Source organism: Dactylosporangium maewongense, assembly GCF_039531485.1.
Classification (GTDB): domain Bacteria; phylum Actinomycetota; class Actinomycetes; order Mycobacteriales; family Micromonosporaceae; genus Dactylosporangium; species Dactylosporangium maewongense.
In genome coordinates this window covers 1-14,973 of sequence record NZ_BAAAQD010000068.1, presented here as the reverse complement: position 1 = coordinate 14,973, position 14,973 = coordinate 1, and the positions used below count along the sequence as shown (strand labels likewise).

The 14,973-nt window shown below is 71.6% G+C and carries 1 protein-coding gene; it reads right to left on the bottom strand.

Annotation, left to right across the window (positions count from 1 at the left end; genetic code table 11):
• Window positions 1–14,929: amino acid adenylation domain-containing protein (locus ABD332_RS59260; RefSeq protein WP_344515878.1), on the bottom strand; the 14,929-nt coding region annotated here is incomplete at its 3' end.
• Window positions 14,930–14,973 lie beyond the last annotated feature (44 nt).

Genomic DNA, 14,973 nt, shown 5'->3' with positions numbered 1-14,973 from the left:
CGATCGACGCCGGATCCAACAACGCCAACACCGCCGGCGGCAACGTCACCACCGACACCGACTCACGCGCCAGCAACCCCGTCAACGCCGAACCAAACCGCAGCTCAGCAGGAATCACCACCAACGCAGCACCCTGCAACAGGGCCATACACCACTCCCAGCCGAACGTGTCGAAACTCGCCGACGCGAACTGCCCCACCCGATCACCAACACCCACACCGAGCAGACGCGCATGACCAGCCGCGAAACTCGCAAACCCCGCATGCGACACCAACACACCCTTCGGCCGACCCGTCGACCCCGACGTGTAGATCACATACGCCGGATGCGCCGCCACCAACCCCGCATCATCAACCCGTCCCACCGGCAGGCTCGCCTCGTCCAGCACCAGCACCGGGACACCCACCGACCGGCCAGCCCGGGTCACCACACCAGCTGACGCGGTCACCACGACAGCCGGGCCGGCGTCGGCCAGCATGAACTCGACCCGCTCCACCGGCAGATCCGGATCGATCGGCAGATACGCACCCCCCGCCTTCAACACACCGAGCAGGACGACCATCAACTCGACGCCACGCTCCAAGCACACGCCGACCACACGCTCCGGCCCGACCCCGAGACCACGCAGCATCGCCGCCACCCGGTCCGAACGAGCCGCCAACTCGCCGTACGAGACCGACACCCCGTCACAGACCACTGCCGCGGCGCCCGGGTCCCGCGCCACCTGCGCGGCGAACAACGATGGGAGCGTCATCTGATCAAGCGGGACCGCCGTGTCGTTCCACTCCCGCAGGACCCGGTCCTCATCCATGGCGCTCAGGACGGGGATGTCCGACAGCAGGATCCGCTCGCCGCGCTCCAACGCCGGCACCAGGCCCGCCACCACCGTGTGCAGCATGTCCGCGACCGCGACCGGGTCGATCGGGCCGACCGCATCCACGACCAGACCGAACCCGGCACCGTCGTCGTCGATCGACACCGACATCGGGTAGTTGTTGCTCTCCCGCACGAACACCGACCGCACCCCGGCGAACACGCCACCGTCGGCCTGACCACCGCCGCCCGCATCGGGATTGTTGTGCCGGTAGTTGAACAGCGTCGTGAACAACGGCAGATCGCCCGGCACACCACTGGCCTGCTGCGCCAGCACCAACGGCGCATGCTCATGCTCCAGCAGCCGCGCCAACTGCACCCGCATCGCCGCGACCGCCGCCAACACATCCAACCCAGCGGTCGACACCCGCACCGGCAGCGTATTGATGAACAACCCAGGCACCCGATCAGCACCCGCACCCGCGTTCATCCGCCCGAACAACACCGTCCCGAACACCACATCATCACGACCCGCCAACACCGCCAACAACCGCGACCACGCCACGTGCATCAGCGTCGCGGGGCTCACGCCGAGCCGGCGCCCCACTTCCCGCAACCGCACACCCAACCCCGCGTCAACCCGCACACCGGCCCGCACCACACCCGAACCGTCACCACGGACATCCCGCACCCCGAACGCCGCCGTCGGCTCCTCAACCCCCGCCAGCAGCTCCCGGAAGAATCCCTCATGATCACCACTGGCCGACGCCTGCGCCACAAAGTCCCGGAACGGCAACGGCACCGGCAAGCCATCCGCACGACCCGCCAACACCGCCTCGATCTCCGACAACACCACATCCAACGTCGTGTGGTCCTGCACCATGTGATGGATCCGCAGCAGCGCCAACCATCGGCCTTCACCCGTCTCCGTGATGTGCAGGTTCAGCAATGGCGCCCGGTCGAGACCGATCGACAGGCCCACGTCCGTCAACAGTCCGGCCACCGCGTCATCGACGCCGGCCGGCAGGGTCACCTCGGTGACCGGCAGCGTCGCCGACCGCCACACCACCTGCACCGGCACCCGCAGCCCGGCCCACACGACCGACGTACGGAACACGTCATGCCGGTCGATCACATGCTGCAGCGCGCTGATGAACCGGTCGAGCCGGTCACGGTCCGCGAACTCGATCACTGACTGGGACACGTACGCGTCCTCGCCACCGTCGGCGAGCACATGGTGGAACAGGATCCCCTGCTGCAACGGGGCGAGCGGGTAGATGTCCGCGACGTTGCCCGCGCCGCCCGCCACCGAACCGGTCACCAGGTCGATCTCGGCCTGGGTGAGCTCCACCAGCGGCAGCATCTCCGGCGTGATCACGTCCGCGCCGGCCGGGATCAGGTTCGCCGGGACCTCCACCGCCTCCACACCGACCGCCGTGGCCAACCCTGCCGGCGTCGGCGACACGAACAACGCCCGCACCGACACCGACACACCCCGCACCCGCAGCCACTCCACCAGCCGCACCGCGAGCAGCGAATGCCCGCCAAGGGCGAAGAAGTCGTCGTCGACACCCACCGCGTCCAGGCCGAGTATCTCGGCGAACGCCTGGCACAGCAGCTCTTCCCGCACACTCGACGGGCCACGACCAGCACCAGCCGTGAAGTCGGGCGCGGGGAGGGCCTTGCGGTCCAGCTTCCCGTTCGCGGACAGCGGCAGTTCGTCCAGGACCACGACGGCCGACGGGACCATGTACTCCGGCAATCGTCCGGCCGCGAACTCGCGCAGTGCCGCGCCGCCGACCGTCCCGACGACGTAGGCGACGAGCCGCTGATCGCGGGCGACGACCGCGACCTGACCGACCTGCGGGTGGGTGGCGAGCACCGCCTCGACCTCACCCGGCTCGATCCGGAACCCGCGGATCTTCACCTGGTCGTCGGCGCGCCCCAGGTACAGCAGCTCGCCGTCGGCGCTCCACCGTACGACGTCGCCGGTCCGGTACAGGCGACCACTGTCGCCGAACGGGTCGGCGACGAACCGGTCACTCGTCAGACCGGGCCGGCCGACGTATCCGCGGGCCAGCTGGACGCCGGCGAGGTACAGCTCACCGGGGACCCCCACCGGCACCGGGGCGAGGCGGTCGTCGAGGACGTACACGCGAGTGTTGGGAACCGGGCGGCCGATCGGCACCGGACCTGTGGCCGGAACCTCACACGTGATCACTTCGACGGACGCCTCGGTCGGGCCGTAGAAGTTGAACAGGGCGACGCCCGGCAGCACCTCGAAGAAGCGGTCGCGCACCGCCTGACCGAGCGCCTCACCGGAGCACACCACCCGTGTCAGCCCGCCACACTCCGCGGCCTGCGGCACCGCCAGGAAGGCCTCCAGCATCGACGGCACGAAATGCGCCGTGTCCACCCGGTCCGCGCGGATCAAGTCGGCGATGTAGCCCGGGTCGCGGTGACCATCCGGGCGGGCGATCACCATCGTGGCGCCCTGGATCAGTGGCCAGAACAGCTCCCACACCGACACGTCGAACCCGAACGGCGTCTTGTGCAACACCCGGTCACCCTCTTGGATGCCGAACCGGGACTGCATCCAGACGAGCCGGTTCACGATGCCCTCGTGCGGGACGGCGACACCCTTCGGCACGCCGGTCGAACCGGACGTGTAGATGACGTATGCCGCATGACCCGGCAACACGACGACATCCGGAGCGGTGTCCGAACTACCCTCGGGCACCTCTTCGATCACGCACACCGCACCCGCGGTCATGAACGCGACCCGTTCGGCCGGCAGGTCCGGGTCGATCGGCAGGTACGCGCCACCGGCCTTGTGCACCGCCAGCAGCGCCACCACCATGTCGACGCCGCGGGGCAGGCGCACACCGACGACCGAGTCCGGGCCGACACCACACTCGACCAATGCACGCGCCAGATGGTTCGCGCGGCCGTTCAGCTCCGCATAGGACACCGACGTGCCCTCGAACACCAGCGCCGGAGCATCCGGGGTCCGCGCCACCTGCGCCGCGAACAAGCCCGGCAGCGTCGCCGCCGACACCTCCGCCGCGGTGTCGTTCCACTCGTGCAGGACCTGGTCCAGTTCGGCGGCGTCCAGCACGCTGACCGCCGACACCGGTGCGGACGGCTCGGTCAGCACGGTCTCCAGCACGCGCAGCCAGCGCCGCGCGATGTCCGTGACGGTGTGGGCGTCGAACAGGTCGGCCGCGCCCGTCAGAACACCGCCGAGGCCAGCCGGGGTGCCGTCGCCGTCGAACGCCTCACCCAGCACGAACTCCAGGTCGAACTTCGCCGGCGCGGTCGTAGGTGCCGGGGCGGAGGGTCCGCCGGGGTCGGTTCCGGGCAGGTCGAGGACGGCGTCGGCGTTGTTCTGCAGGGTGAACATGACCTGGAACAGGGGGTTGCGGGTCAGGGACCGGCTCGGGGCGAGCTTCTCGACGAGCAGTTCGAACGGGGCGTCCTGGTGTTCGAAGCCGGCGAGGGTGGTGTCGCGGACCTGGTCGAGCAGCTCGGTGAAGGTGGGGTCGCCGGTGAGGTCGGTGCGGGTGACGAGGGTGTTGACGAAGAACCCGACGAGGTCGTCGAGGGCCTGGTCGGTGCGGCCGGCGGTCGCGGCGCCGATGGGGATGTCGGTGCCGGCGCCGAGCTTGGACAGCAGCACCGCCAGCGCGGCCCGCAGCAGCATGAACACGGTGACGCCCTGGGCTCGCGACACCTCCAGGAGCCGGGCGTACAGGGCGGCGCTGACGCGGATCGGCGCGACATGGCCGCGGCGGCTCGCCACCGCCGAGCGCGGCCGATCCACCGGCAGCGCCAGCTCCTCGGGTGCGCCGGCGAGGGCCTCACGCCAGTAGGCGACCTGCCGGGAGATGAGGCTGTCCGGGTCGTCCGCGTCGCCGAGCAGGTCCCGCTGCCAGAGCGCGTAGTCGGCGTACTGCACCGGCAGCGGCGCCCACACCGGCGCCCGGCCTTCCAGGCGGGCCGCGTACGCGGTGGACAGGTCCGCGGCGAGGGGCCGCAGCGACCAACCGTCCCCGGCGATGTGGTGCACCACCAGAACCAGCACCCGTGCACCGGCGCCGCCGGTGAACAGCCACGCCCGGACTGGCGCCTCCACCGCCAGGTCGAACGTGTACGCGGCCGCCGCCGCCACGGCTTCGCCGAGCTCTGCCGCGGGCACGTCCGACACCTGCAAGCGCCAGTCCAGCCGATCGAGGGGAATGATGTCCTGGTACGGCTGGCCGGCGACGGTCGGGAACACCGTGCGCAGCACCTCGTGCCGGCCGATGACGTCCCGCAGCGCCGCGTCCAGCGCCGCCGGGTCGACGTCGCCCGACAGGCTCAGCACCATCGGGATGTTGTACAACGCGGTCGGGCCTTCGAGCTGTCCGATGAACCACAGTCGTTGCTGCGCGAACGACAGCGGGACCAGGTCCGGCCGTTGCCACGGGGCCAGCGCCGCCCGTGCCTGCCCGCCCTCCGCCAGCCGGCCGGCCAGACCGGCCACGGTCGGCGCCTCGAACAGCGTCCGCAGCGACAGCTCGACGCCGAACACGGCACGGACCCGGCTCATCAGCCGCACGGCCAGCAACGAGTGCCCACCGAGGGCGAAGAAGTCGTCGTCGACGCCGATCGCGTCCAGGCCGAGCACCTCAGCGAACGCCAGGCACAGCAGTTCCTCCCGGACATTCGCCGGAGCACGGCCCGCCCCGGCCGCGGCCGCGAAGTCAGGCGCCGGCAGCGCTCGCCGGTCCAGTTTCCCGTTCGCGGTCAGCGGCAGCCCAGCGAGCACCACCACGGCCGCGGGCACCATGTAGTCAGGCAGCCGCTCAGCAACGAACCCGTGCAGCATCCCCGGCAGATCATCACCGGCCCCATCGGCGGGGACCACGTAGGCGACGAGGCGCTTGTCGCCGGTCGTGTCCTCCCGCGCGACGACGGCCGCCTGCGCCACCTGCGGATGCGCCAGCAGCACGGCCTCGATCTCGCCCGGCTCCACCCGGAACCCGCGGACCTTCACCTGCTCGTCGCCGCGACCGACGAACGCGAGGGTGCCGTCGCCGGTCCAGCGCACGACGTCGCCGGTGCGGTACAGGCGGCCACCGGCATCGTCGAACGGGTCGGCGACGAACCGTTCGGCGGTCAGTCCACTCTGCCCGACGTATCCGCGGGCCAGGCCCGCACCGGCCACGTACAGCTCACCCGCGACGCCCACCGGCACCGGCGCCAACCGCTCATCCAACACATACGCCTGAGTGCCGGCGATCGGCGCACCGATCGGCACGCTGCCACCATCCGCCACGTCCTGCGCCCGGACCGAGTGCACCGCCGTGAACGTCGTGTTCTCCGTCGGCCCGTACCCGTTCACCAACCGCACCTCCGGCAGCCGCTCCAGCACCGCCCGGCACGCCGGCACCGACAACACGTCACCACCGGCAAGGAGTTGCCGCACCGGCGCCAGCGCATCGACATCGGCTCCGACCACCTGATGGAACCAGCCGGCCGTCATCCACACCGTGCCGACCCGGTACTCGGCAAGGAACGCCCGCAGCTCCGCCACCGACATCGCCCCCGGCCGCGCCACCGCCAGGGTCGCACCGTTGAGCAGCGCACCCCACACCTCGAACGTCGCCGCATCGAACGACGCCGACGCCAGATGACCGACCACGTCACCGGATCCGATCTCGACGAAACCGGCCTGCCACACCAGACGCACGACCGCCCGATGCGGCACGACCACACCCTTCGGCACGCCGGTCGACCCCGACGTGTACATCACGTACACCGCCTGATCCGGCGACACCGGCACGTCGAGCGGTGCACCGGACAGGCGTGCCACCGCACCCGACACCCGCGGATCGTCCAGCGCGACCGACCGCGCCCGGCCGGCCGGAAGCTCGTCGAGGACGTCCTCGAAACCGACCACCACTGCCGCACGGGCATCGGCCAGCATGAACCGGATCCGCTCCACCGGCAGCTCAGGATCGATCGGCAGATACGCACCGCCGGCCTTCACCACCGCCAGCACCGCCACGATCAGGTCGGCACCCCGAGGCAAGCACAGGCCGACGATCGACTCGGCGCCGACGCCAGCACCCGCAAGGAACCGTGCCAGCCGGTTCGACCGGGCGTCCAGCTCGCCGTACGACAACGACAGCTCAGCGGCCACCAGCGCCGTCGCGTCCGGGGTCCGCGCCACCTGCCCCGCGAACAACTCCGGCAGCGACGCCTCGGCCACCGGGGACACGTCGTTCCACCCGAACAGCACCCGGTCGCGCTCGGCCGGATCCAGCAACTCCACCGCGGACACGGGCATCGACGGATCCGTCAGCAGCGCCTCGAGCACGCGCAGCCACCACCGCGCGATCGACTGCACCGTGCCCGCGTCGAACAGGTCCACCGACCCGGTCAGCACACCCCGAAGGCCGGCCGCCGCGCCGGTCGCGTCGAACGTCTCACCGATCACCCAGTCGAGGTCGAACTTCGCGACACCCAGCTCGGCGGCCCGCGCCGCCTCCGCGAAGGCCGAGCCGGCCTCGGCATCGGGCCGGTCCAGCGCAGTGGATGCGGTGTTCTGCAGGGTCAGCATCACCTGGAACAGCGGATGCCGGGCCAGGGAACGCACCGGGGACAGTTCCTCCACGAGCCGCTCGAACGGCACGTCCTGATGCTCGAACCCCGCCAGGCTCATCGCCCGGACCCGAGGCAGCAACTCCGCGAACGTCGGGTCACCCGCCAGGTCCGTCCGCATGACCAGGGTGTTGACGAAGTAGCCGACCAGATCGTCCAGCGCCTCGTCGGTACGACCGGCCACCGCCGCACCGATCGGGATGTCCGTACCGGCACCCAGCCTGGACAGCAGCACAGCGATCGCCGCCTGCAACACCATGAACACCGTCACGCCCTGCGCCCGCGCCACGTCCACCAACCGCGCATGGACCGCCGCCGGCACGGTCACCGGCACGACATGCCCGCGCAGACTCGCCACGGCGGGGCGCCGCCGGTCGACCGGAAGCACCAGCTCCTCCGGTACCCCAGCGAGGACATCACGCCAGTACGCCACCTGCCTGGACATCAGGCTGTCCCGGTCGGCCTCGTCGCCGAGCAGCTCCCGCTGCCACAGCGCGTAGTCCGCATACTGCACCGGCAGCGGCGTCCACGCCGGTGTCCGGCCTTCGGCTCTGGCCGCGTACGCCGCGGCGATGTCCGCGGTCAGGGGGCGCTCCGACCAGCCGTCGCCGGCGATGTGGTGGATCACCACGACCAGCACCCTGGCACCTGAGCCGTCATCGATCAGCCACGCCCGGATCGGGACCTCCGCCGACAGGTCGAACGCATACCGGGCCGCCGCCGCGACCGGAGCAGCCAGCGACCCAGCAGCCTCGACCCGGGTCACCGCCCAGTCCAGTTCGTCCGCCTCGATCACCCGCTGGAACGGCACCCCATCCACACTCGGGAACACCGTCCGCAACACCTCATGCCGACCGATCACATCCCGCAACGCCCCCTCCACCGCCGCCACATCCACCCCACCCGGCAACCCCACCACCATCGGAATGTTGTGGGTCGAACTCGACCCCTCCAACTGCCACAAGAACCACAACCGCTGCTGCGCGAACGACAACGGCGCCCGCACCGGCCGCACACCAGCCACCAACGCCGCCCGCGCCCGCGCGGCACCGGATCCCAACCGCCGCGCGAGACCCGCCACCGACGGTGCCTCGAACAGCAGCGGCAACGACAACTCCACGCCCAGCACCACCCGAACACGGCTCAGCAGACGCACCGCCAGCAGCGAATGGCCACCCAATGCGAAGAAGTCGTCATCAACGCCGACCGTGTCCAGACCGAGCACCTCGGCGAACGCCTGACACAGCAGCTCCTCCCGCACGGTGACGGGGCCACGACCCGAGGTCGCCATCGCGGCGAAGTCCGGGGCAGGCAAAGCTTTGCGGTCGACTTTGCGGTTCGGCGTCAACGGCAGCGCGTCCAGCACCACCACGGCCGCCGGCACCATGTAGTCCGGCAGCCGGTCGCCGGCGAACCCGCGCAGCAGTGCCGGCAGGCCCTCGTGGTCGCCGTCGGTGGGCACCACGTATGCCACCAGCCGCTTGTCACCGGCGACGTCCTCACGCGCGACGACCACGGCTTGGAACACCCGCTCATGCCCGGCGAGTACGGTTTCGATCTCCCCCGGCTCGATCCGGAACCCGCGGATCTTCACCTGCTCGTCCGCGCGACCCACGAACACCAGGTCGCCGCCGGCGGACCAGCGCACCACGTCACCGGTCCGGTACAGTCGGCCGCCCGTGTCGAACGGGTCGGCCACGAATCTGCCCGCCGTGAGGCCGGCCCGGCCCACGTACCCGCGCGCCACCTGCACACCGGCCAGGTACAGTTCGCCCGCCACGCCCACGGGGACCGGTGACAACCGGTCGTCCAGCACGAAGGCCCGGGTGTTCGCCACCGGCGCCCCGATCGACGAGGCGGCTCCGGCGCGGTCTTCCAGATCCTTGGCGGTCGCCCAGATGGTGACCTCCGTGGGGCCGTAGACGTTGGTGACCGCGGCGGCCCGGTCAACCAGGGCGGTTGCCAGCCCTTCCGGCAACGCCTCGCCGCCCACCAGCACCCGGACGCCGTTCCACAGCCCTTCGCCGGCATCGGTGTCGCCGATCAGCGCCTGCCACAGGCTCGGCGTACCCTGCATGATCGTCGCGCCGCTCGATCCCACGAGATCGCGCAACTGCCGCGGGTCGCGGACCTGCTCCCGGCCGGCCAGCACCACGACCGCGCCGTGCACCAACGGCAGGAAGAGCTCCAGGCCGGCGATGTCGAACCCGATGGTCGTGACCGCGACCAGACGGTCCTGCGGTCCCACGCCGAACCGCGCCTGCATCGCCGCGAGGAAGTTCGCCAGCGCGTCGTGGGTCACCGCAACGCCCTTCGGTGTGCCCGTCGACCCGGACGTGTAGATGACGTACGCCAGCTGGCTCGGCGCGATGGTCACGTCGGGCCGCTCACCCGGCAGCGCCGCGACGGCATCCGTCAACGAAGGTTCGTCCAGGCACGCCAATGCGATCGCGGCACGGTCCACACCGGCCCCGGTCAGCACGGCCTCGCAGGCCGCGTCGGTGAGCACACACACCGCTCCCGCGTCCGTCACCATGAAGCCGACCCGATCCGCCGGGAACTCCGGGTCCACCGGCAGGAACGCGCCGCCGGCCTTGAGGACCGCCAGCAGCGCGACCACCATGTCGACGCCGCGACCCATACACACCGCCACCACGGACTCGGCGCCCACACCCCGGCCGATCAACCACCGGGCCAGGCGGTTCGCCCGGCCGTCCAGGTCGGCGTACGAGACGCGATCCGTTGCGTGCAGCACGGCCGGAGCGTCGGGCGTCCGCCGTGCCTGCGCGTCGAACAGGGCCGGCAGCAGCGCGGCGCCGACCTCGACGGTGGTGTGGTTCCACTGGTGCAGCACCCGCGCGAGCTCCGCCTCGTGCACGACCTGCACCGCCGACAGCGACGTCGGTGCGCCGGTGTCGAGCCCGGCCTCCAACGCGGTCACGAGACCGGACAGCGCGGCGGTGGTCATGCCGGCCACGGCGTGCGGGTCGATCGGGGCGACGGCGTCGACGACGACGCCGAACCCGTCGCCGACGTCGTCGACGGACACAGACAGCGGATAGTTCGTCAGGTCACGCGACAGCACCTCACGCACCATGATCGGGACGTCGGTGTCGTCGGCGCCGCGAGCTCCGTGCGTGCTGTGCCGGTAGTTCAGCAGCGTCGTGAACAGCGGGACGTCGGCCGGCACGCCGACCACGCGCTGGGCCAGCGCCAGCGGCGCGTGCTCGTGCTCCAGCAGCCCGGCGAGCTGGCCGCGCATCGCGGTGACCGCGGCGATGACGTCGAGGTCGCCGGTGCGCACCCGCACCGGCAGCGTGTTGATGAACAGCCCCGGCACCCGGTCGGCGCCCACCCCGGCGTTCATCCGGCCGAACAACACGGTCCCGAACACCACGTCGTCGCGCGCCGCGACCACGGCCAGGACCCTGGACCACGCGACATGCGCCACCGTCGCGGGGCTCGCCCCGAGCCGCCGGGACACCTCACGCAGCCGCGCGCCCAGCTCCGACTCGATCACGGCCTTGACGGTGACGGCGGCCGAGCCGTCGCCGCGCACGTCGGTCACGCCGAACGCCGCGGTCGGCTCGTCGATGCCGTCGAGCTGGTCGCGGAAGTACGCTTCGTGGTCGCCGTTGGTCAGGCCGGCCCGGGCCTGGGCCACGAAGTTGCGGTACGGCAGCGGCGCGCTCAGGCGCTCCGTCCGGCCGGTCAGGATCGCGCGCAGCTCGTGGTACAGCACCTCGAACGCGGTGTGGTCCTCGGCCAGGTGGTGGATCCGCAGCAACGCCAGGCAGCGGCCGTCGGCCGCCGTGGCGACGTGCATGTCCATCAGCGGGGCGCGCCCCACGTCCATGGACAGCCCGACCGCCGACAGCAGCTGCGCCGCCGGGTCCTGCGCGCCGGCCGCGATGTCGACGTCGGTCACCGGGAGGGTCGCCGAGCGCCACACCACCTGGACCGGCTCGCGCAGGCCCGCCCACACGACGGACGTCCGGAACATGTCGTGCCGGTCGATGACCTGCTGCAACGCGGCGGCGAGCTGGTCGACGGCGGCCCGGTCGGACAGTTCGACCACCCGCGCCAGGGCGTAGACGTCGTCGTTGCCGTCGGCGAGCAGGTGGTGGAACAGGATGCCTTCCTGGAGCGGGGCGAGGGGGTAGATGTCGGCGATGTTGGCCGCGCCGCCCTCGACCGTCCCGACCACCGTCTGGATCTCGGCCTCGGTCAGCTCGACCATCGTCAGCATGTCCGGCGTGATCACCTGAGCGCCGGCCGGGATGAGGTTCGGCGGCACGTCCACGCTCACCGGACCGGCCGACGCCGCCAGCCCGGCCGGTGTCGGCGTCACGAACAGCGCCCGCACCGACACGGACATGCCACGCGCCCGCAGCCACTCGACCAGCCGCACCGCCAGCAGCGAGTGCCCGCCGAGGGCGAAGAAGTCGTCGTCGACGCCGACGGAGCCGACGCCGAGGACGTCGGCGAACGCCTGGCACAGCAGCTCTTCGCGGACGTTGGCGGGGCCGCGACCGGACCGGCCGCCCGCAACCTCGGGCGCGGGCAGCGCCTTGCGGTCCAGTTTCCCATTCACCGTCAGCGGGAGCGCGTCCAGCGCCACCACCGCCGACGGCACCATGTAGTCCGGCAGGCGCTCAGCGGCGTGCCCGCGCAGCACCGCACCGTCGGCGGCACCGACGACGTACGCCACCAGACGCTTGTCGCCGGGCGTATCCTCCCGGGCGACGACCGCAACCTGCTCGACCTGCTCGTGGGCGGCCAGCACTGCCTCGATCTCGCCGAGTTCGATCCGGAACCCGCGGATCTTGACCTGTTCGTCGGCCCGGCCCAGGTACACCAGGTCGCCGTCTGGGGTCCACCGGACCACGTCGCCGGTCCGGTACAGCCGGCCACCGCCGGCAGCGTCGAACGGGTCCGCGACGAACCGGGTCCCGGTCAGGCCCGCCCGGCCCAGGTAGCCGCGGGCCAGCTGTCCGCCCGCGACGTACAGCTCCCCCGCCACGCCCGGCGGGACCGGCGCCAACCGCCTGTCCAGCACGTACACCCGGAGCCCGGCCAGCCCGCGGCCGATCGCGCTGTCCCCGGTCTCACCCACGGCCAGCGGACGGTGTGTGACGTGGACGGTGGTCTCGGTGATGCCGTACATGTTGACCAGGCGCGGCCGGTCCGGCCGGCGGGCCCACCAGCCCTCCAGTCGGCCCAGGTCGAGGGCTTCGCCGCCGAACACCACGGTCCGCAGCGCGTCGGCGATCGGCCGGTCGGCGCCGGCCGCGATCAGCTGATAGAACGCGGACGGGGTCTGGCTCAGCACCGTCACCCGTTCCCGCTCCAGGAGTTCCCAGAACTCGTTCGGCGACCGCGACACCTCGACCGGCACCACCACGACCCGGCCGCCGTGCAGCAGCGCACCCCACAGTTCCCAGACCGAGAAGTCGAACGAGAACGAGTGGAACCAGGTCCACACGTCCTGCGGCCCGAAATCGAACAACGCCCGGGTCGCGGTGAACAGGCCCACCACGTTCCGGTGGGTGACCACCACGCCCTTCGGGGCGCCGGTCGAGCCCGACGTGAACATCACATACGCCGCGCCGTCCGGCCCGGCCCACACCGCCTCGCCCGCATCGGACGTCGACCTCAGCGCCGCCACCACCGTGGGGTCGTCCAACACGACTGCCGGCACGCCGGACACGAGCCCGGCGGATGCGGCATCGGTCAGGACGCGCGTCGCGCCCGCGTCCGACAGCATCAGCGACACCCGTTCGGCGGGCAACGCCGGGTCGATCGGCAGGTACGCGCCGCCCGCCTTCCACACGGCCAGCAGGGCGACGATCAGGTCCGCGCCGCGCGGCAGGCAGACGCCCACGACTGACTCGGCCCGGACTCCGTCTTCGATGAGCAGCCGGGCCACGCGGTTCGCCCGGGAGTTGAGCTCCGCGTAGGTGGCCGTCGTCCCATCGCACACCAGCGCGATCGCGTCCGGTGTCCGGGCCACCTGCGCCTCGAACAGCCTCGGGATCGTCTCGGCGGGCACGTCGAGCGTGGGGGCGTTCCACTCGGACACGACCCGCTGCAGCTCGGCGGCGTCGAGCACCGGCACCGCCGACAGGAGCGCCGCCGGTCCGCCCTCGAGGCTCCTCTCCAGCGCCGACACCAGACCGGCGACGGCGGTGACGATCATGCCGATCAGGGCGCGCGGGTCGATCGGCGTGGCCGTGTCGACGACCAGTCCGAATCCCTCGCCGTCGTCGTCGACGGACACCGTCACCGGGTAGTTCGTGCGCTCGCGCAGGAACAGCTGCCGGATCGCGACCGTGGTGCCGTCGTCGGCGGCCGCAGCCTCCTGGGTCCGGTCGATGCTGTTGTGCCGGAAGTTGAAGAGCGAGTTGAACAGCGCCGCGCCGGCCGAGACGCCACTCGCGCGCTGCGCCAACGCCAGCGGCGCGTGCTCGTGCTCGAGCAGGCCGGCCAGTTGGCTGCGCATCGCGGCGATCGCCGCCACGACGTCGAGGTCACCGGTTCGCAGCCGCACCGGCAGGGTGTTGATGAACAGGCCCACTTGGTCGGCACCGGCGGCCATCCGCCCGAACAGCAGCGTGCCGAACACCACGTCTTCGCGGGCGGCCACCGCCGCGAGCACCCGCGACCAGGCCACGTGCATGACCGTCGCCGGACTGGCCGCCACGCGCACGGCCGCGGCGCGCAGTCGCGCGGCCAGGTCCGGGTCGAGGATGTGGCCGGCCCGTTCCAGGCCGGAGCCGTCGCTGCGCACGTCGGTGACGCCGAACGCCGCGGTCGGCTCGTCGATGCCGGCCAGCAGGTCGCGGAAGTACTGTTCGTGGTCGCTTCCGCGCAGGCTGGCCCTGGCCTGGGCGACGAAGGTGCGGAACGGCAGGGGCGTGGTGAGCTCGTCGGCGCGGCCCTCCAGGATGGCCCCGACCTCGTTGTACACGATCTGGGCCGCGGTGTTGTCCTCCACCAGGTGGTGGATGCGGAGCAGGACAACGAGGCGGCCGCTGGGCGTGTCGGCGACGTGAACGTCGATCAGCGGGGCGCGGCCCAGGTCCATCGCCCATCCCACGACGGACAGCAGTGCGGCCGCCGGGTCCTCCACGTCGTCCGGGAGGTCGACCGGGATGACGGGCAGGGTTGCCGTGCGCCACACGACCTGGACCGGTTCGCGGAGACCCGCCCACACCATCGACGTCCGGAACACGTCGTGCCGGTCGATGACCTGTTGCAGCGCGGCCACGAAGGCGTCGAGGGTCGCGCGGTCGGGCAGTTCGAACGCCCGGGGCACGGCGTAGGCGTCGTCGCCGCCGTCGGCGAGGATGTGGTGGAACAGCAGGCCTTCCTGCAGCGGGGCTAGGGGGTAGATGTCGGCGACGTTGGCCGCGCCGCCCTCCACCGTGCCGACGACCGCCCGGATCTCCACCTCCGTCAGCTCCACCAACGGCAACATCTCCGGCGTGATCACCTGCGCACCCGCCGGGA